The following is a 17,723-nucleotide window of genomic DNA, read 5'->3' as shown; positions in this document are numbered from 1 at the left end:
ACCTGTTACGTTTGAGGGGAAAGGAGACGGTTTTTATGACACTGGGACAGCGTATCGCTCAAAAGCGAAAGGAGCTGGGGCTCTCCCAGGAGGGCCTGGGAGAGCAGTTGGGGGTCTCCCGGCAGGCCATTTATAAATGGGAATCGGACGCCTCACTCCCGGAAGTGGAAAAGCTCATTGCCCTCAGCCGCCTGTTCTCCGTCACCGTAGGGTGGCTGCTGGGGGTGGAAGAGGAGCCACGCCCCGTCGGAGAGGAGGAGCTTACTCCCCAGCAGCTGGCCATGGTTCGGGAGATCACCCAGGGGTATCTCTCCGCCCAGCCCGGCAGTTTATCGCCCCGGCGGAAAAAGCAGCTGCTGGCCGGCCTTCTTGCGGGCGGCTGCTGTCTGGCCGGGGTCGTGCTTGCGCTGGCCATTCAGCTTAACCAGATCACCTACAAATATGACCTGCTCCAGCAGTCGGTCAGCAACGTCAACCAGAATGTGCAGGAGCAGATCCACTCTATCACCCGCCAGGTGGAGGACGCCCTGAAGGAGCAGTATGCGCTGACCTCCGACTGGAGCTGTGAATACCTCTCCACCGACCCAGAGGCTGGCACCGCCGCCTTCCACATCCAGGTCATTCCCAAACACTACACCCAGGACACCACCGCCCTATTTCTGGCCCAGGGGGACGGAAAAACTCTGGAAACCCCTGTGGAGCTGGGGACCGACCACACCTTCTCCGCACGGGTGGAGGCTCCCCTTTCCAACGAGATCACCTTCTCGGTGGTCTTCCTCACCGGGGAAGAGCGCATTGTCCAGCAGCTGGACACCTTCCACGATCTCTATGACCGCAGCTTTCCCGTCCTGGCCGTCCAACGTTCCTTCCTGACCCACGTGCGGGACGGCCTGCTCCCCGCCGGAAAAGACCGGCTTTCTTACTCTCTCCTGGACAACTACTCTGCAAATCAAACCGGCTATCTGCCCGTGCAGGAGGAGGACCTGTCCCTTCAGTTGGGGATGTTCCGAGACGGGGAGCCCTTCGTGTGGTACCAAGAAGGAGAGCGGCAGGTAACCACTACCGCCGGCCAGGTATATACCGAACACGGCTGGTTTGCTCCCCAAGACATTGCCCTGGAGCCCGGTCATGAGTACTATGATGCCATCCTCCTCACCGATTCCTGGGGACGGAAGCGGCTCTACCCCGGTAACTCCTATACCTACGACGACGGGCGGGGTGTCTGGACCTGGGACTCTGCCTACCGCGCCCCCGGTCCCTTCCCCACTGGCCTGGACTATCCGCTGTCCCAGGAAGAGGAATAATATCGCTATTTTCCTCCGGGGAAGCTCTCCAGGGGCTTGCCGTACCCTTCCATTTTGTGGTATAATTCGATAAATCAGAACGAAACCACAACAGGAGGTATCGGCCATGAAATGTCCCTACTGTTCCTATCTGGAGAGCAAGGTGGTGGACTCCCGTCCTGCCGACGAGGGAGCCAGCATCCGCCGCCGCCGGGAGTGCCTGGCCTGTCACAAGCGCTTTACCACCTATGAGACCATGGAGACCCTGCCCCTGATGGTGGTGAAAAAGGACGGCAGCCGTCAGAGCTTCGACCGCAACAAGGTCCTGGGCGGCCTCATCCGGGCCTGTGAGAAGCGGCCGGTGCCCTATCACGCCCTGGAGGAGCTGGTGGGGGAAATTGAACAGGTGCTCCAGAACCAGATGGAGCGTGAGATCCCCTCCACCCAGATCGGCGAGCTGGTAATGGAGCGGCTGAAAAAGCTGGACGAGGTGGCCTATGTGCGCTTCGCCTCCGTGTATCGTCAGTTTAAGGATATCAACACCTTTATGCACGAGCTCAATAAACTATTGGAGGACAAGTAATATGATCTATGACAGCTTAGCGCACATCGAATTCTACAAGGACATCCACCCCGGCGTATACAAGGGCCTGAAGCTCCTGGCCGAGACCGACTTCTCCCAGTTGGAGGACAAGCGGCATGAGGTGGACGGGGACGACCTGTTCTTCCTCCTGCAGTCCTATGAGACCAAGCCCGAAAATCTCACCCCCGAGACCCACCAGAAGTACATCGACATCCAGTGTCTCCTCTCCGGCGTGGAGGCCATCGGCATCGGCGCTCTGGAGGACATGACCGACACGGTCGAGGCCCGGCCCGAGGGGGATATCTGGTTCCACCACGGCCCGGCCGACTCCCATGTCATTCTTACCCCTGGGAAGTTTGCCGTCCTCTGGCCCGGCGATGCCCACGCCCCCTGTATCGCCGTAAACGGCCCCACCCCCTGCCGCAAAGTGGTCGTCAAGGTCAAGCTTTAAATCAAATATGCTGGAAAAGCCCCCACGGCCCAAGGCCGTGGGGGCTTTCTGTTTGTTATCGAAGGCTCCACACCAGATCTTCTTTGGGAAGCCTCTCCCAGGAAAACAGGGGAATGAGCGCTTGCGGAGAAATGGGCTCAGGCCGGTCTATGAGGCCCGCGGCGCAGGCCAGGGCCCCCACCAGCTCCGGGGCGGAATACCGCCGCTGGAGCTCACCCAGCTCCAGATCCCGGTCCCGTTTGGCCAGACGCCTCCCCTCCGTGGACAGGAGCAGAGGCAGGTGGCCATAGTCCGGGTGTTGGAATCCCAGGGCCTCCTGGAGCCACAGCTGCCGGGGTGTGGAGGAGAGCAGATCGCTCCCCCGCACCACCTGGGTGACCCCCATGGCGGCATCGTCCACCACCACTGCCAACTGGTAGGCATAGACTCCGTCGGACCGGCGGACAATGAAGTCCCCACAGTCCGTTTTTAAATCCTCACTGTAATTTCCATAGAACAAATCACAAAATGTAATGGTTTTTTCCGGCACAGAGGCCCGCCAGGCAGGGCGGCGGGTTTTCTCCAGCGTCTCCCGCTGCGCTGCCGTCAGCCTGGAACAGCGTCCGTCGTAGACGGAAAGGCCATCGGAGCGGTGGGGAGCAGAGGCTGCCAGGCGCTCGGCCCTGGTACAGTAGCAGGGGTAAAGGAGCCCCTGTTCCTCCAGAGCACGGAAGGCCTGGGCATAGGCCTTCGTCCGTTTGGACTGGTAGACGGGCTCCCCATCCCAGTCAAGGCCAAGCCACTCCAGATCCCGCATCACCTGGTCGCAGTACTCTTGCCGGCACCGGTCCGGGTCCAAGTCCTCCAGACGCAGGACCATCCGTCCTCCGGCGCTGCGGGCACTGAGCCAGGAGAGCAGGCAGGACCACAGGTTGCCCATGTGCATCCGCCCGCTGGGACTGGGGGCAAAGCGGCCAGTTGGTTTGGCTGCGTTGTGGGACATAGCGCTTTCCCTCCAATTCCTAACTCCTAATTTCCAACTCTCCCAGGGCCTGCTGCAAAAACTCCGCATCCTTGTCGTCCAGAGCATGGAGACCGGCAGTCTCCTCCAGGTGGTGGGTAAACTCATGGGCCACGGTGGCAAAGATCTCGTCCTTCCACATCTCCTCGTCCTCCTCGCCCAGGATCGCGGCAAAGGAGCCGTAGTAGAGAAGGATGTACCGGCCCAGCAGGTCGTGGACATACTCCCCCATGATGTACATCTCTCCAGGGGGAAACTCCGGGTCTAGAAGGGCCTGTTCTTCCAGCTGGATGCCTCCGTCCAGCCCCTCAAAAAAGGAGTCCGGGAATGCTCCGGCGATCTCCTCCAGCCAGTCTCCCATCTGTTCATAGGTGGGTGTCATTCCCGCTCCCCCTTACTGCGGGCTGAGATCAGCCTGCCGCCGCAGCAGGGACAGGGGCTGCACCTGCCGGGGCAGCTTCATACGGAAGGTCATCTGGGGCTTGCGCACCTCGGTGAGAGGGTTCCCCTCCCCGTCCCACAGGCCCTCCACCGTCAGCTTCTGGGGGCGCACGTCAGGGCCCACCAGCTCCAGCTCGGCCCCCAGGGCAAATTTGTTGTTGAGGGTGAGCAGGGCGTTGCCCTCTCCGTCACAGGACTGGACCTTCGCCACGATCTGCCAGTCCCGGACGTACCGGGAATTTTCTGTATATTGCCCCGGCTGGCCGAAGTAAAAGCCGGTGGAGTAGTGCCGGTGGCTGATGTGCTCCACTTCGTCCCGCCACACGGGATCCAGGGGCTGTCCCGCGATGGCGGCGTCAATGGCGTGGCGGTAGGCCCCGGTGACGATGGCAGCGTAGTAGGCGCTCTTGGCCCGGCCCTCCAGCTTCAGGGAGTCAAGGCCTGCGTCCATCAGCTCGGCCACATGGTCGATCATGCACATATCCCGTGAGTTCATGATGTAGGTCTCCCCGTTCTCCTCAAAAACGGGGAAATACTCCCCAGGGCGCTTCTCCTCCATCAGGGCATACTGATAGCGGCAGGGCTGGGCACACTCTCCCCGGTTGGAGTCCCGGCCGGTCATGTAGTTGGACAGCAGGCACCGCCCGGAGTAGCTCACGCACATGGCCCCATGGGCAAAGGCCTCGATCTCCAGCTCCTTGGGGGTCTTTTGGCGGATCTCCCGGATCTCGTCCAGGCTCAGCTCCCGTGCCAGGATGACCCGGCTGGCCCCCAAATCGTGCCAGGCACAGGCAGACTGGTAGTTGACAATGCTGGCCTGGGTGGAGATATGGCACTGGACGTGGGGAGCATAGCGCTTACAGAGAGCCAGGGTGCCCACATCGGCCAAAATGACGGCGTCCACCCCCACCGCCTCCAGATACTCCAGCCACTCCGGCAGCCTGGCCACCTCCTCATTACGGGGCATGGTATTGCAGGTGACGTGGACGCGCACACCGCGGCTGTGGCACAGCTCCACAGCGGTTCTCAGCTCCTCGGGGTCAAAGTTGCCGGCAAAGGAGCGCATGCCGAACATGTTCCCTGCCAAATACACCGCGTCCGCTCCATAGGCCAGGGCCATTTGAAGCCGCTCCATGTCCCCCGCCGGGGCCAAAAGCTCGATTTTTCTTCCCATATCGTTCTCTCCTAAAGAATGGGGCAGGGGACAACGCCCCCGCCCCGTGTGTTTGGTTTATCCGTTATACAGTTCCTGGGTAGCCAGGAAGGACTGCAGCTGATCGTAGGTCTTGAAGTAGTGATGCTTGCCGTCGTCCCCCAGGGCATAGTAGAAGTAGTCCGTGCTCTCGGGGTTGAGGGCGGCCTGGATAGCCTCCTTGCCTGGGTTGGCAATGGGGGCGGGGGGCAGTCCCTTATATTTGTAGGTGTTATAGGGGGAGTCGATGGCCTTGTCCGCCTCGGTGGGCTGCTTGCCTCCGTTGATATAGACCAGGGTGGCGTCGATCTGCAGATAGCCCTGGGTCCCCGCATTGGGGTTATTGAGGCGGTTATAGATGACCGAGGCAATCTTGGCCTGGTCCTCACCGTCGGTCTCACGCTCAATGAGGGAGGCGATGGTCAGGATCTCCCGCAGGGTATAGCCCGAGTCGGCCACCTGCTGACGCATGGTCTCGTCATAGATCTCATCAAAGCGCACCAGCATTTTATTGATAGCGTAGACGGTGTTGTGGGGAGTATAGAACTGGTAGGTATCCGGGTAGAGGAAGCCTTCCAGACGGTTGACATCGCCCAGGGGAATATCCTGGAGGAAATCAAAGGCATAGTCATAGTTGGCCGCCTGCTCATTGAGGTCCTCTACCGTGGCCACCCCCCGGTCCTCCATCAGCGCAAAGATCTGGGAGAGGTTCATGCCCTCGGTGATGGTGATGGACACCTCAGCCTTTGTGGCGGAGTTGGCACTCATACTGCTGAGCAGCGCCCGGTAGTCCATGTCGGTGTTCAGGGTGTAGGTACCCATGGTCACATTATCGTCCCCGCCGGTGATGCCGGCAAAGAGCTTGAAGAGCCATTTGTACTCGATGAGTCCCTCTTCCTTCAGGCGGTCGGCCACATCTCCAAAGGAATCCTCATTGGTGATGGTAATGGTGACCGTCTTCTCCTCCTTGTTCAGGGCCAGCACATCTCCGGCCAGGATCCAGCCTACGCAGGCCAGAAGGACAGAGGACCCGATGACCCCCGCGATATACAGCAGCACCAGGCTGGCGGTGCGTCCGGCGGAGGGTTTGCGTTTTCTGCGGCGCTGGGAGGAGGATCGGTGGGAAGCCTCCTCCCGGTACTCGCCCCTGTCCTCCCGGTGGGAGGTGGTGCGGGTGCTTCTGCGCTGGTGCGGTTCATAGTCTCGTTGCTGTGGCATTGGGTTCAGCTCCTAATGATTTTTTGCTCCGCCCCTGTCACCGGGGACAGGCCGGGGCCATAGAATGGTACAGAAGCGCGGGAAAACAAGTCCCGGCGCAAATGAAATGAGGTGAAATGCAATATGTGCTGTGGGAACAATGGTTGGGGCGGCAATGGCTCCTGGTGGATCATTCTTCTGATCATCCTCTTCTGCTGCTGCGGCGGCTGGAACAACAGCGGCTGCGGCAGCAACAGCTGTGGCTGCGGCAACAGCAACGGCTGCGGCAGCAGCCGGAACAGCGGCTGTGACGACGATTGCGGCTGCTGCTGATCGCTACACATCCACCTGGGCGGGGGAATTCTCTCCCGCCCACTTTTTATTCCCGTTTCTCAGAAGGAGAAGGTCTCCTCCTCGGTGATAAGCAGGTCCACCCGGCTGTCGTGAGCCTCGGTGGGCACCTGGTCCTGGAGAACGGCCTTCCGGCACAGGCCCACCCGGAAGCCAGAGAAATGCTCCAGCCACCGGTCGTAGTACCCTCCGCCAAAGCCCAGGCGGTAGCCCCGGCGGTCATAGCACACCGCAGGTACCAGGATGAGGTCGATGTCCTCCTTCTCCATCCGGGGGCAGTCCTCCCCCGGCTCGGAGATACCAAAGCCCACCTCAATCAGGGGCTTATCGGGGTCGTACAGGCGCACCTCCATCTGATGCTCCGGAAGCATACGGGGCAGGCCGATCTGCTTGCCCTGCTCCACCAGCCGGGCAATGAGCTTTTTGGTGTCGGGCTCCTTGCCGGCAATGCCCCAGAAGGCAAAGATGGTCTTGGCCGCTTTCACCTGGGGCAGGGCCAGAAACTGTTCAAACAGGGCCGCGTCCCCCTGGACAAGCTCCTGGGGGTCCATGGCGGACAGCTGCCGGCGTACATTCTTTCGCAGCTGCTTTTTTTCCTCGTCAATAGTGGATGCCATCTCGCACCTCTTTCGCTTTTTCTTCTCCCGCCAGGGCCTTCACCAGCTCCAGCCCAAAGTCAAAGGCGGAACCGGCCGCCCGGCCGGTGATAATTGGTCTGTCTACTACAACGCCGCGCTCCATTTGGGGCTCAGCGCCCTCCAGTTGGTCTTCCATACCGGGGTAGCACACCGCTTTCTTTCCCTGCAGAAACCCCCGTTTTGCCAGCAGGGTGGGGGCGGCACAGATGGCAGCCACCCACTTGTCTTGCTCCAGAAGCAGCTGGATGGTGTGGCCGATGCCGGAGAGCTTGCTCAGGTTCTTCACGCCCCCCAGGCCGCCGGGCAGAACGATCATTTCCGCCTTTGACAGGTCGATCTGCCCGAAGGTCAGATCTGCCTGGACACAGATGCCGTGGCTGCCCCGCACCAGGCCGGGCTCTACCGACACCAGGGCGGTCTCGATACCAGCCCGGCGCAGCAGATCCGCAGGCACAATGGCCTCAGACTCCTCAAAGCCTTCTGCCAGCATAATGTACACCATAGGAAAACCTCCTTTTCCAAACCCTCCCAGACGCGCAGCGCTCCGGGATTACTTACGCCGGATCTTTTCTCCGGCAGCTTTTACCAGAACCAGCGGGAGCTTTGCCATACGGCCAGCCCGCTGGGGCTCCCGCACCAGGCGGTAGGCCCACTCCATGCCCGCCTTCTGCCAGGCCTCTGGGGCCCGCTTCACATTGCCCGCGAACACATCCAGCACGCCCCCCAGGCCAATGGCCAGCCGGGCACCGGTGTGCTTGCCCCACCGGGCCATCCACTTCTCCTGCTTGGGCGCTCCCAGGCAGACAAAGAGCAAATCAGGCTGGGCAGCCGCCACCTTCAGCAGCACGCTCTGCTCATCCTTAAAATATCCGTCCTGGGTGCCGCACAGGACAATGTCCGGATAGCGCTCCAGAATCTTCTCCCCCGCCGCCTCGGCCACACCGGGCTTGGCACCCAGGAGAAACAGCCGGCCCTTGCGCTCGTTGAGGCAGGCGAGCATGTCCTCGCCAAACTCAATCCCCGCAACCCGGCATTTAAGAGGAGTACCCAGGATCTTAGCGGAATAGATCACACCGATGCCGTCGGGGAGCACCAGGTCCGCCTCATTCAGGACCCGCTTAAACTCCGGATCCTTCTCTGCGGCCAGGATAAACTCCGGATTTGGCGTGACCACATAGTGGAACTTATCCTCCTCCAGCAGCTGTGCTCCCCGCTGGGCAGCCTCTTCCCGTGTGAGATCGTCAAATTGGATGCCTAAAATCTCTCGTTTCACACTTACCTCCACGCGTCTTTCACGCTTACGCCCCCCTTCTGCTCGGTCCCCAAGGGCAGTTTTCCCGGCGGGACCGTCGCTCAAACAGAAGGCAGGATAATTTTGATTCCAATCCATTTTCGATTCTACCATGATTCGCCCAAAAAGTCTATGAATTTTCCGTGAAAGGTTTGGACTGTCCCCTGCCCGTTTTCTCCCTTTCTGCTCATTTTCCCTCTGTGCCGGAGAAATCAGGCTGCCCCTTGCCGGTCACTTTTGCAGGCCTTCTCTTTGCCCGCTTCAGCTTCGCTTGGACCTGTCCCTCGCCGCATTATAACAATTTAGATAGCAAAAGTATAATTATTTAATTATAATTTCTCAATTTTTTGGGCCTTCCGCGAAAAAAAATCTAGAAAAACGCCTTTTTGCCCTTGCTTCCAGATAGAAAAACAGTTATACTGTGGAGCAAGAGAGCGGAGCCGCGAAGCCTCCGGCCAGGGAACCAGAGCCCGCGGCAGAATTACCATATTAGGAGGAAACAGTATGAAAGTTGCAGTGTTCGGCGCCGGCACCATGGGCAGCGGCATCTCCCAGGTCTTTGCCGCCAAGGGCCACTCGGTCCTGATGTACGCCAGCAGCCTGGAATCCGCCCAGCGGCATAAGGATGCCCTGGCCAAGTCCCTCCAGAAGCGGGTAGACAAGGGCAAGATGACCCAGGAGGCCAAGGATGCCCTTATGGCCAATATCTCCGTGGAGGAGACTGCCGCCGCCGCCGATGCCGATCTGGTCATCGAGTGCGTCAAGGAGGATATGGACACCAAGAAGGCCCTGTTTAAGGAGCTGGATGAGCTGTGCAAGGAGGACACCATCTTCGCCTCCAACACCTCCTCCCTGCCCATCACCGACATGGCTCGTGGCCTGAAGCACCCCCTCATCGGTATGCACTTCTTTAACCCCGTGCCCTCCATGAAGCTGGTGGAGATCATCCGGGGCATTAACACCACCGATGAGACCTTCGAGTTCACCTACAACCTGGCCAAAGAGCTGGGCAAGGACCCCGTGGAGGTCAAGGAATCTCCGGGCTTCGTGGTCAACAAGCTGCTCATCCCCATGATCAACGACGCCATCGGCCTGGTGGAGACCGGTGCGGCCAGCGTGGAGGACATCGACAAGTCCATGCAGCTGGGCGCAAACCACCCCATGGGCCCCCTGGCTCTGGGCGACTTCATCGGTCTGGACGTATGTCTGGCCATCATGGAGACCCTGTACACCGAGTTTGGCGATTCCAAGTACCGCCCCACCTATCTGCTCAAGAAGATGGTCCGCGGCGGTCTGCTGGGCCGCAAGACCGGCAAGGGCTTCTACGACTACACCAAGAAGTAAATCCTGCTCTGTCAACGCCGCCGGAGGGTTTATCCCTCCGGCGGCGTTTTTCTTCCGCCCCCGCCAGCATTCCCCCTTCCCCCACCCCCTGGGCAACTCACATGGTTTTACATGAAATTATCCACATTTTCTCTTGATAAATTAAGGATTTCCTGCACTTTCCCCCTTGCATTTTAAGGGGAAGAATGATATACTTTGGTCAGTTTATTCGACACCCCTGCGTGTACAATAAATTCCGCAACGCCGGACAGGCCCGTGTTGCTCTTTTTTTACCCCACCTTTGTTAAAATTATAACGAAGATGGGGTTTCCATCGAGCCCAGGGATGTTCGGACATTCCCATGTATCGTTTTGCTCCGCCACGACAGTGCCGCATATGGTCTGGAAGGCCGGCCCTCCTCGCCGGCGGAAGCGCTCACGATATCAAGCTAGTAATTTATAGTAGGAGGACTGCAAAATGGATTTTCACCTGTCGAAAGAACAAGAGATGGTCCGCAAGATGTACCGCGAGTTCGCCGAGAACGAGGTCAAGCCTTTGGCCGAGGAGATCGACGAGGAAGAGCGCTTCCCCATGGAGACCGTGGAGAAGATGGGCAAGCTGGGCATGATGGGCATCTACTTCCCCAAGCAGTATGGCGGCGCCGGCGGCGATGTGCTGTCCTACGCCATGTGCGTGGAGGAGCTGGCCAAGGTCTGCGGCACCACCGCCGTTATCGTGTCCGCTCACACCTCTCTGTGCTGCGCCCCCATCTTTGAGCACGGCACCGAGGAGCAGAAGATGAAGTACCTGCCCGACCTGCTGTCCGGCAAGAAGATCGGCGCCTTCGGCCTGACCGAGCCCAACGCCGGTACCGACGCCTCTGGCCAGCAGACCACCGCCGTGCTGGAGGGCGATCACTACGTCCTCAACGGCTCCAAGTGCTTCATCACCAACGGCACTGTGGCCGACACCTTCGTGGTCTTCGCCATGACCGATCCCAAGCTGGGCAACCACGGCATCTCCGCCTTCATCGTGGAGAAGAGCTTCCCCGGCTTCTCCGTGGGCAAGCACGAGAAGAAGATGGGTATCCGCGGCTCCTCCACCTGTGACCTGATCTTTGAGGACTGCATCGTTCCCAAGGAGAACCTGCTGGGCCAGGAGGGCAAGGGCTTTAAGATCGCCATGATGACTCTGGACGGCGGCCGTATCGGCATTGCTGCTCAGGCTCTGGGTCTGGGCGAGGGCGCCATCAACGAGGCCATCAAGTACACCCAGGAGCGTATCCAGTTCAAGAAGCGCCTGAGCCAGTTCCAGAACACCCAGTTCCAGCTGGCCGATATGCACACCCGTATGCAGGCCGCCCAGTACCTGGTGTACGCCGCCGCTATGAAGAAGCAGAACCACGAGCCCTACTCCATGGACGCCGCTATGGCCAAGCTCTTTGCCGCTGAGGCCGCTTCCGATGTGACCCGCCGGGCCGTTCAGCTCTTCGGTGGCTACGGCTACACCCGTGAGTACCCCGTGGAGCGCATGATGCGCGACGCCAAGATCACCGAGATCTACGAGGGCACTTCCGAGGTCCAGCGCATGGTCATTTCCAGCCACCTGGGCGTGAAATAAGATAGGAGGCAGATTGAAATGAAAATCATTGTTTGTGTAAAGCAGGTCCCCGATACCTCCGGTAAGGTGGCCGTCAACCCCGACGGCACCCTGAACCGTGCCTCCATGGCCACCATCACCAACCCCGATGACCTGAACGCCGTTGAGGCCGCTCTGGTTCTGAAGGAGCAGACCGGCGCCGAGGTCATCGTGATCTCCATGGGCCCCCCGCCCGCCGAGGGTATGCTGCGCGAGGTCATGGCCCGCGGCGTAGACCGCGCCGTGCTGGTGTCCGGCCGTGAGTTCGGCGGCTCCGACACCTACGCCACCTCCCAGATCCTGGCCGCTGCCATCAACAAGATCGGCGTGGAGAAGGACGACATCGTGCTGTGCGGCCGTCAGGCCATCGACGGCGACACCGCCCAGGTCGGTCCCCAGATCGCTGAGAAGCTGGGCCTGCCCCAGGTCTCCTATGCCGCTGAGATCGCCAAGGAGGGCGACACCGTCACCGTTAAGCGTATGCTGGAGGACGGCTACATGACCATCAAGGTCAAGACCCCCTGCCTCATCACCTGCATCAAGGAGCTCAACGAGCCCCGCTATATGAGCGTCGGCGGCATTTTCGAGTGCTACGAGAAGCCCTACGAGATCTTTGACTACAACACCCTGAAGGACGATCCCCTCATCGATCCCACCACCATCGGTCTGAAGGGCTCCCCCACCAACATCTTCAAGTCCTTTACTCCCCCCCAGAAGGGCGTGGGCATGATGCTGGAGGGTGCCGACAAGGCCACCTGCGAGAAGCTGGCCGGCCTGCTGGCTGCCAAGCACCTGATCTGATAGAAGGGAGAGTAAAAAAATGTCTAACTACAACAGTGCTGCGATTGAAGAATTCAAGGGCGGCGTTTGGGTATTCTGCGAGCAGCGTCAGGGCACCATGATGCCCACCTCCTTCGAGCTGATCTCCGAGGGCCGCAAGCTGGCCGACGAGCTGGGCTCCAAGCTGTACGGCATTCTCCTGGGCCACAACATCGAGGGCATTGCCAAGGAGCTGGGCGGCTACGGCGCTGACGGCGTGTACGTCTGCGACCACCCCCTGCTGGAGAACTACACCACCGACGGCTACACCAAGGTCATCTGCGACGTGATCGAGGAGTACAAGCCCGAGGTCATGCTCATCGGCGCTACCAACATCGGCCGTGACCTGGGCCCCCGCTGCGCGGCCCGTCTGCACACCGGCCTGTGCGCTGACTGCACCCACCTGGACATCGACGTGCCCAAGTACAAGGAGTTCCTGCGCGCCTCCTCCACCCTGGCTCCCAACATGATCGACAACATCCCCGAGGAGGACCGGAACCTGAAGATGACCCGTCCTGCCTTCGGCGGCCACCTGATGGCCACCATCATCTGCCCCCGCTTCCGTCCCGCCATGGCCACCGTCCGTCCCGGCGTTATGAAGAAGAACGCCTTCGACCAGGCCAAGGCTGACGCCTGCGAGATCATCAAGCCCAACTTCTCCCTCACCGAGGCTGACATGCAGACCCAGGTGGTGGAGGTCGTGAAGGCCGCCAAGAAGCTGGTCGACCTGATCGGCGCCGACGTGGTCGTGTCCGTGGGCCGCGGCATCTCCAAGGACGTAGAGGGCGGCATCAAGCTGGCTGAGGAGCTGGCCGAGGTTCTGGGCGGCGTCGTGGGCGCTTCCCGTGCCGTGGTTGACTCCGGCTGGATGACTGCCGACCACCAGGTCGGCCAGACCGGCAAGACCGTGCACCCCAAGATCTATGTGGCTCTGGGTATCTCCGGCGCCATCCAGCACAAGGCTGGTATGCAGGATTCCGAGTGCATCATTGCCGTGAACAAGAACGAGAACGCCCCCATCTTCGAGATCGCCGACTACGGCATCTGCGGCGACCTGTTCAAGGTTGCCCCCATGCTCATCGAGGCCATCAAGGCCGCCAAGGCTGCCAAGTAAAAAGGGCTTTCCGGATGATTCAAAGCGCCCGTCCCAATTGGGACGGGCGCTTTTTTCCTGCCAGCACTTTGGCTGGCTCTCCTTCCCCCCATTTCCCACGGCTGCCCCGTCCTGCCGATTGGTGACCCGCACCAGTCCCCCTTCCGGGACTTCTTTGTACGGGAAAAGTCTGCCGGAAACCAAATAAACGTGCCACCAGTTCTCCCTTTGAAGAGATCTGGTGGCACGTTTCATGTGTGATTGAACGGGAACCCTGCTCGATTTACACAGAATTCACAGCTTTTCCGGGCCAGGTAACGGCCGCGGCGGGCGGCTCACCGTGCGTTTGCACGCGCAGCGGCTTTTCCGCCGTATCTCTGGTATACTTTCGGAGGTTTACCGGCCCGTCAGCGTCGCGGGAGTTTTGTCAAAAAACTGTTTGACCAGCTGCTTGTGGTCTTCCGTCTGAAAAGCGATTGCCTGCATATTATTTTCCAGCTCAAGGTAGGCGTCCAACGTTGTATGATAGCTGAACTGGGTCAGCTTCTTCATCATCCCGATGGCATAGGTAGGACGCTCCGCCAATTTCTGTGCCAGCTCCATAGCCGTATCATACAGCTGTTCCTTGTCCGTAACGTAATCTGCAACGCCCCACTGTTCCGCCTCGTCTGCTGTCAAGACCCGGCCATTGTACACCAGGTCCTTCGCCTTCCCCAAGCCAATTCTTCTGGGCAGAAAATACAGCGAACCCAGATCCGGAACCAGCCCCACATTGATGAAGCTGCAGCAAAATCGCGCTTCTTTCTCCGCCACAATAAAATCACTGGCCAAGGCAAGACTAAATCCAGCACCATATGCGCACCCCTGCACCGCCGCAACCACAGGCTTCTCCAATGCATAGAGGGCTTTGACCCACGCGGACGCTCCGCGCATCCTGTCACGGCCGTCCGGGCAGGAAGACTCCGAGCGCATGGAAGATAAATCCCCACCGGCTGAGAAATGCTTTCCATTGGAACGGATCATCACACTGCGAACCGTCGGGTCAAATTGTATGCGGGTAAACAGGTCCGCCAGACCTTCCTTGATCTCCTGCACCAGTGCATTTGCCTGTTTGGGGTTGTTCAGCGTAATAACCGCTACCTTGTCTTTGCGCTCATATTCCAGATATTCCATAGATGCCTCCTCGCCTTTTCCACAGTTAAAGATTTAACTCTATCGCTGTGTAATTGGCTTTCATCTTCTGATAATAGGCCTCAAACTCTGTATCCATGGTCTTTTTGCCCCCCAAAATCATTCCATCCTGATCGTAGTAATGGATGATGTCAATAACCTCTTGCGTAGGGGGCTCCAGGCACTCCAAATGGTCTGCGATTTTTAAATCCCACTCAAAATACGTCTTGATCTCCAGCGGATCTTCTCCCGGGAATACGGCAGATAGATACATCTCTTTGCTTTCGGGATCAAACAAGAAAATTCCTTTATCGGTTACCATCTTGGAGGGGCCTCCGCCCTTCAGTCCGGCTTTTTGTCTGCTGTCATATCCATGGAGATGCCCAGGAGCACTGATAAAATCGACCTTGTTTACAAACTTTCCTTTTACCAGCTTCATCATAATGATCGTCTCACCGCAAGAGCTGGCAATATCGTTGGCTCCTCCTGTCCCAGGCAAGCGCACCTTAGGCTTATCATACGTTCCATTGCCCAAAATCACATTCGTATTGATATTTCCGTAGCGATCTACCTGTGCGCCTCCAATGATCCCCTTATCAATAAATCCCGCCTGTGTATCCGAAAAAATTCTCCACATTTCGGTGGCAAAGATGGCATTTTCGGTGGTCGGATTATCCGAGATCGTAAGGGGAAGGCGACGGGATTTGGCCCCCACACCGCCGGCTTCATATACGAGGGTCGCATTGGGCGCATGTGTCTTAGCTGCAATCAGTCCTGCCATCATGGGGATGCCGATTCCCACAAATGCCACATCGTCATTATGTATTTCCTTCGCGCACACCGCCGCCATCATTTCCTGGGGAGAATAATGTTCCGCAAACATATCAGCACTCCCTTCCTGCCACGTTGACATTGTCCAATTCCATTTCTGCAAGCTTCTGCAGTCGATCCCGTCCCACTTTATCCAGATAGGCATCAAAATCAGGCACATCATACACCCATTCTTTAAGCCACTCTTCAAAGTGCTCCTGCGAATCATTGCGTTTCATAAATTCCCTGCGGAATGGCATGTCACACCAGTAGTACTCCGCTACGAAGAATGGATGAGAACAGTAGGGAACATGAATAACTGCATCGACACAATAGTGGGGAATGGCAGTCATATTGGGTGTTTTCCGGATCTCAACGGTATCCACCAGTTCCTCACACGTAACAATGACCTTCTTCGCTGCACGGGCCATATTCATGTCATTGACGGTAGCACCCAAAATTTTACAGTTTCCCTGCCGATCCGCCTGCTGCACATGAATAAACGCAACATCCGGACAAGCAGCGGGAACCAGCACCAGAGGCTCACCCTGGTATGGATCCTGAATCTGACGCAGCCTGGGGTTATACTGCAAAAAGTCAGACCCCAGCATAGAACGTGTGGGCAAAAAAGGCACATCCATGGCGCCCGCCAAAAAACGCAGGCTCGCACCGTAATTAGAATACTCCTCTACTTCCAGAGGGGCCGGGATCCCTTTCTCCACCGCTCTCCGGTAATTGACCGCGCCGCCCAAAGAACTGATCCAGCAGTAGGCCGTCTCCATCTTTTTCAGGCAGCCCGCTCCGATCAGCATGCAGGCGCTGTCCATCTTGGAATCTGTGATCAAGGTAAGATCTCGTTTTTTTCTGCGAATGATCTCATACACCACAGCCATCGGTTCCCGACCGCCAATGCCGCTCAAACTAATGCTCATGCCATTTTGCACATACTGGCTGACAGCTTCTTCAATTGTAGTCAATTTACTCATGTCGTTTCCTCCTGTCGTGACGGTCAAACACTCTGCGCAGCCCGTTTGCTCATGCGCCAGTTCAACGAAGACAGAAGGACAACCAGCACAATACCGGCAATATCAGTCAATCCACCCTGGCTGATCAACAGAAGCGCCGCGGCAAAGTAGCCAAATCGCAGCACAAACTGGACGGAAGTAAACTGATGGCCCACCAGCGAAACAGAAAGGGCATACGCACCAATCAGTGCGGTGATGATACACTGAATAATACTGATAATTCCGCCGGAAAGCAGCAGTCCCTCTCCATAGATAAACATAAACGGAACAATGTAGCCCGCAGCACCCAGTTTTACGGATTCAATACCCACTTTCATAGGATTACACTTGGCAACGCCGGCAGCCGCGAAGGAAGCCAGTGCGACCGGAGGTGTAATAGCCGACAGGCAAGCATAATAAAACGCAAACAGGTGCGCAGCCATTTTTGCCACGCCCATTTCAATAATGGCGGGAGCAATAAAGGTAGCTACAATAATATAGCATGCCGAAGTAGGCATACCCATGCCCATGATCATGGACACAAGCATGGTCAGCACCAAGAGGATCAGCAGGTGGCCACCAGACAGCTGCACCAGCATGCCAGAGAGCATCATTCCAAGACCAGTACGCATCAGGATTCCAATTACGATTCCCGCGCAGGCACATACCGCGGCCACTTCCAAGCCGCCCAGTGCGCCATCCACCAGTCCATTGATAAACTTCTTTAGGTTGATCCTAGTCCGCTTGGAGAACATGCTGCAAAGGATTACCGAGGCCACGCCCCAGAATGCGGACTTTTGCGGCGAATATCCGATCACGCCCAGGAAGAAGATCAGCACCAGCACAGGGATCAGCAGGAACCAGTTCTTCTGGAAACATTCTTTTACGTTGGGAAGCAGTTCCTTCGGCGTTCCAGTCAGCTTGGCCTTTCCCGCTTCAAAGTCCACCATGAAGAACAGGGCCACATAGTACAAAATTGCCGGGAAAATGGCCGCTACCACGACGCTCCAATAGCTGACGCCCACATAGTCCGCCATGATAAATGCTGCGGCACCCATAATAGGCGGCATAATCTGGCCGCCTGTTGACGCCACCGCTTCTACACCGGCTGCCACTTCCGACCGGTAACCGGTCTTTTTCATCATGGGGATGGTAAACGTACCCGTTGTCACTACGTTTGCCACCGCGCTGCCGCTGATCATTCCCATCAAGCCGCTGGATACTACCGCAGCTTTTGCAGGACCGCCCCGGAGATAGCCAAAGGCGCCGTCAGCCAGCTCAGTAAAAAAGTCTCCCGCGCCTGTGGCACGCAAAAACGATCCAAACAGAATAAACACCAAGATAAAGTTGGCCGCAGTTCCGGTGGGGGTACCGAAAATGCCTTCTTCCCCCATATACAGGCAAGAAACAATACTGCCGATATTCATTCCCCGGTATCA

Annotated in this window: 19 protein-coding genes; 8 read left to right on the top strand and 11 right to left on the bottom strand. The window is 58.1% G+C overall.

All coding sequences use genetic code 11. The features are described from left to right. Positions 1–35 precede the first annotated feature (35 nt). From ACTQ3R_RS06240 to ACTQ3R_RS06230, 3 genes are all read left to right on the top strand, one after another. Complete coding sequence (locus ACTQ3R_RS06240) at positions 36–1,304, top strand: helix-turn-helix domain-containing protein (protein WP_441778283.1); 1,269 nt, start codon at positions 36–38, stop codon at positions 1,302–1,304. A 106-nt stretch (positions 1,305–1,410) separates the two neighbouring features. Beyond that, a complete protein-coding gene (gene nrdR, locus ACTQ3R_RS06235; RefSeq protein WP_441778282.1) occupies positions 1,411–1,866 on the top strand; it encodes a transcriptional regulator NrdR in 456 nt (151 codons plus the stop codon). A gap of 1 nt (position 1,867) precedes the next feature. Then, the gene (locus tag ACTQ3R_RS06230) at positions 1,868–2,317 is read left to right on the top strand and encodes a YhcH/YjgK/YiaL family protein (RefSeq protein ID WP_441778281.1); all 450 of its coding nucleotides are present in this window, start codon (positions 1,868–1,870) and stop codon (positions 2,315–2,317) included. Between the two features lie 55 nt (positions 2,318–2,372). Here the strand turns inward: ACTQ3R_RS06230 and gluQRS are convergent, their stop codons facing one another. Genes gluQRS through mltG form a run of 4 tightly spaced genes read right to left on the bottom strand, consistent with a single transcriptional unit; the run spans position 2,373 to position 6,168 of the window. Continuing rightward, positions 2,373–3,299, bottom strand: a complete 927-nt coding sequence (gene gluQRS, locus ACTQ3R_RS06225) for a tRNA glutamyl-Q(34) synthetase GluQRS (RefSeq protein ID WP_441778280.1) — start codon at positions 3,297–3,299, stop codon at positions 2,373–2,375. A gap of 19 nt (positions 3,300–3,318) precedes the next feature. Next, positions 3,319–3,699 (bottom strand): metallopeptidase family protein, encoded by a 381-nt coding sequence (locus tag ACTQ3R_RS06220; protein WP_441778279.1) that lies wholly within the window; start codon positions 3,697–3,699, stop codon positions 3,319–3,321. Positions 3,700–3,711: 12 nt separating this feature from the next. Continuing rightward, positions 3,712–4,932, bottom strand: coding sequence for a peptidase U32 family protein (locus ACTQ3R_RS06215; RefSeq protein WP_441778278.1), 1,221 nt, complete (start codon positions 4,930–4,932; stop codon positions 3,712–3,714). A 57-nt stretch (positions 4,933–4,989) separates the two neighbouring features. Beyond that, positions 4,990–6,168: an endolytic transglycosylase MltG gene (gene mltG, locus ACTQ3R_RS06210; RefSeq protein ID WP_441778277.1), complete on the bottom strand. Its 1,179-nt coding sequence runs from the start codon at positions 6,166–6,168 to the stop codon at positions 4,990–4,992. A gap of 123 nt (positions 6,169–6,291) precedes the next feature. Between mltG and ACTQ3R_RS06205 the strand changes: the two genes are divergently transcribed. Beyond that, the gene (locus tag ACTQ3R_RS06205) at positions 6,292–6,480 is read left to right on the top strand and encodes a hypothetical protein (protein WP_441778276.1); all 189 of its coding nucleotides are present in this window, start codon (positions 6,292–6,294) and stop codon (positions 6,478–6,480) included. A gap of 59 nt (positions 6,481–6,539) precedes the next feature. Here ACTQ3R_RS06205 and ACTQ3R_RS06200 read toward each other — a convergent pair whose 3' ends face one another. The 3 genes from ACTQ3R_RS06200 to ACTQ3R_RS06190 are packed head-to-tail and all read right to left on the bottom strand — an operon-like array spanning position 6,540 to position 8,409. Beyond that, positions 6,540–7,115 (bottom strand): 5-formyltetrahydrofolate cyclo-ligase, encoded by a 576-nt coding sequence (locus ACTQ3R_RS06200; protein ID WP_441778275.1) that lies wholly within the window; start codon positions 7,113–7,115, stop codon positions 6,540–6,542. Next, positions 7,099–7,638 carry a DJ-1 family glyoxalase III gene (locus ACTQ3R_RS06195; protein ID WP_441778274.1) on the bottom strand — a complete coding sequence of 180 codons (540 nt, stop codon included), beginning with the start codon at positions 7,636–7,638 and terminating at the stop codon, positions 7,099–7,101. The genes ACTQ3R_RS06200 and ACTQ3R_RS06195 overlap by 17 nt, the downstream gene beginning before the upstream one ends. Positions 7,639–7,686: 48 nt before the next feature. After that, positions 7,687–8,409, bottom strand: coding sequence for a WecB/TagA/CpsF family glycosyltransferase (locus ACTQ3R_RS06190; RefSeq protein ID WP_441778273.1), 723 nt, complete (start codon positions 8,407–8,409; stop codon positions 7,687–7,689). Between the two features lie 522 nt (positions 8,410–8,931). On the opposite strand from ACTQ3R_RS06190, the gene ACTQ3R_RS06185 reads away from it, so the two are divergent. From ACTQ3R_RS06185 to acrA, 4 genes are all read left to right on the top strand, one after another. Continuing rightward, positions 8,932–9,771 (top strand): 3-hydroxyacyl-CoA dehydrogenase family protein, encoded by an 840-nt coding sequence (locus ACTQ3R_RS06185; RefSeq protein ID WP_441778272.1) that lies wholly within the window; start codon positions 8,932–8,934, stop codon positions 9,769–9,771. 456 nt (positions 9,772–10,227) lie between these two features. Next, complete coding sequence (locus ACTQ3R_RS06180; protein WP_441778271.1) at positions 10,228–11,370, top strand: acyl-CoA dehydrogenase; 1,143 nt, start codon at positions 10,228–10,230, stop codon at positions 11,368–11,370. A gap of 18 nt (positions 11,371–11,388) precedes the next feature. Next, positions 11,389–12,189: an acryloyl-CoA reductase electron transfer subunit gamma gene (gene acrB / locus ACTQ3R_RS06175; protein ID WP_441778270.1), complete on the top strand. Its 801-nt coding sequence runs from the start codon at positions 11,389–11,391 to the stop codon at positions 12,187–12,189. Positions 12,190–12,208: 19 nt separating this feature from the next. Next, positions 12,209–13,321 carry an acryloyl-CoA reductase electron transfer subunit beta gene (gene acrA / locus ACTQ3R_RS06170; protein WP_441778269.1) on the top strand — a complete coding sequence of 371 codons (1,113 nt, stop codon included), beginning with the start codon at positions 12,209–12,211 and terminating at the stop codon, positions 13,319–13,321. A gap of 375 nt (positions 13,322–13,696) precedes the next feature. Here the strand turns inward: acrA and ACTQ3R_RS06165 are convergent, their stop codons facing one another. Genes ACTQ3R_RS06165 through ACTQ3R_RS06150 form a run of 4 tightly spaced genes read right to left on the bottom strand, consistent with a single transcriptional unit; the run spans position 13,697 to position 17,711 of the window. Continuing rightward, positions 13,697–14,473 carry an enoyl-CoA hydratase/isomerase family protein gene (locus ACTQ3R_RS06165; RefSeq protein ID WP_441778268.1) on the bottom strand — a complete coding sequence of 259 codons (777 nt, stop codon included), beginning with the start codon at positions 14,471–14,473 and terminating at the stop codon, positions 13,697–13,699. Positions 14,474–14,498: 25 nt separating this feature from the next. Then, positions 14,499–15,353: a CoA-transferase subunit beta gene (locus tag ACTQ3R_RS06160; RefSeq protein WP_441778267.1), complete on the bottom strand. Its 855-nt coding sequence runs from the start codon at positions 15,351–15,353 to the stop codon at positions 14,499–14,501. 1 nt (position 15,354) lies between these two features. After that, on the bottom strand, positions 15,355–16,266 hold the full coding sequence (locus ACTQ3R_RS06155; protein WP_441778266.1) for a CoA transferase subunit A: 912 nt from the start codon (positions 16,264–16,266) through the stop codon (positions 15,355–15,357). A gap of 23 nt (positions 16,267–16,289) precedes the next feature. Beyond that, positions 16,290–17,711 (bottom strand): TRAP transporter permease, encoded by a 1,422-nt coding sequence (locus tag ACTQ3R_RS06150; protein WP_441778265.1) that lies wholly within the window; start codon positions 17,709–17,711, stop codon positions 16,290–16,292. Positions 17,712–17,723 lie beyond the last annotated feature (12 nt).

The organism is Lawsonibacter sp. LCP25S3_E2, from assembly GCF_052117285.1.
GTDB lineage: Bacteria > Bacillota > Clostridia > Oscillospirales > Oscillospiraceae > Lawsonibacter.
This window is presented reverse-complemented; position numbering and strand designations above follow the sequence as displayed.

Excerpts from the sequence above, each read along its gene's own strand:
- ACTQ3R_RS06180 (WP_441778271.1), top strand. The coding sequence starts at position 10,228 with ATGGATTTTCACCTGTCGAAAGAACAAGAGATGGTCCGCAAGATGTAC.
- ACTQ3R_RS06220 (WP_441778279.1), bottom strand. The coding sequence starts at position 3,699 with ATGACACCCACCTATGAACAGATGGGAGACTGGCTGGAGGAGATCGCC.
- nrdR (WP_441778282.1), top strand. The coding sequence starts at position 1,411 with ATGAAATGTCCCTACTGTTCCTATCTGGAGAGCAAGGTGGTGGACTCC.
- ACTQ3R_RS06165 (WP_441778268.1), bottom strand. The coding sequence starts at position 14,473 with ATGGAATATCTGGAATATGAGCGCAAAGACAAGGTAGCGGTTATTACG.
- ACTQ3R_RS06200 (WP_441778275.1), bottom strand. The coding sequence starts at position 7,115 with ATGGCATCCACTATTGACGAGGAAAAAAAGCAGCTGCGAAAGAATGTA.
- ACTQ3R_RS06150 (WP_441778265.1), bottom strand. The coding sequence starts at position 17,711 with ATGAATATCGGCAGTATTGTTTCTTGCCTGTATATGGGGGAAGAAGGC.
- gluQRS (WP_441778280.1), bottom strand. The coding sequence starts at position 3,299 with ATGTCCCACAACGCAGCCAAACCAACTGGCCGCTTTGCCCCCAGTCCC.
- ACTQ3R_RS06205 (WP_441778276.1), top strand. The coding sequence starts at position 6,292 with ATGTGCTGTGGGAACAATGGTTGGGGCGGCAATGGCTCCTGGTGGATC.
- ACTQ3R_RS06195 (WP_441778274.1), bottom strand. The coding sequence starts at position 7,638 with ATGGTGTACATTATGCTGGCAGAAGGCTTTGAGGAGTCTGAGGCCATT.
- acrB (WP_441778270.1), top strand. The coding sequence starts at position 11,389 with ATGAAAATCATTGTTTGTGTAAAGCAGGTCCCCGATACCTCCGGTAAG.
- ACTQ3R_RS06215 (WP_441778278.1), bottom strand. The coding sequence starts at position 4,932 with ATGGGAAGAAAAATCGAGCTTTTGGCCCCGGCGGGGGACATGGAGCGG.
- ACTQ3R_RS06155 (WP_441778266.1), bottom strand. The coding sequence starts at position 16,266 with ATGAGTAAATTGACTACAATTGAAGAAGCTGTCAGCCAGTATGTGCAA.
- ACTQ3R_RS06230 (WP_441778281.1), top strand. The coding sequence starts at position 1,868 with ATGATCTATGACAGCTTAGCGCACATCGAATTCTACAAGGACATCCAC.
- mltG (WP_441778277.1), bottom strand. The coding sequence starts at position 6,168 with ATGCCACAGCAACGAGACTATGAACCGCACCAGCGCAGAAGCACCCGC.
- ACTQ3R_RS06240 (WP_441778283.1), top strand. The coding sequence starts at position 36 with ATGACACTGGGACAGCGTATCGCTCAAAAGCGAAAGGAGCTGGGGCTC.
- acrA (WP_441778269.1), top strand. The coding sequence starts at position 12,209 with ATGTCTAACTACAACAGTGCTGCGATTGAAGAATTCAAGGGCGGCGTT.
- ACTQ3R_RS06185 (WP_441778272.1), top strand. The coding sequence starts at position 8,932 with ATGAAAGTTGCAGTGTTCGGCGCCGGCACCATGGGCAGCGGCATCTCC.
- ACTQ3R_RS06160 (WP_441778267.1), bottom strand. The coding sequence starts at position 15,353 with ATGTTTGCGGAACATTATTCTCCCCAGGAAATGATGGCGGCGGTGTGC.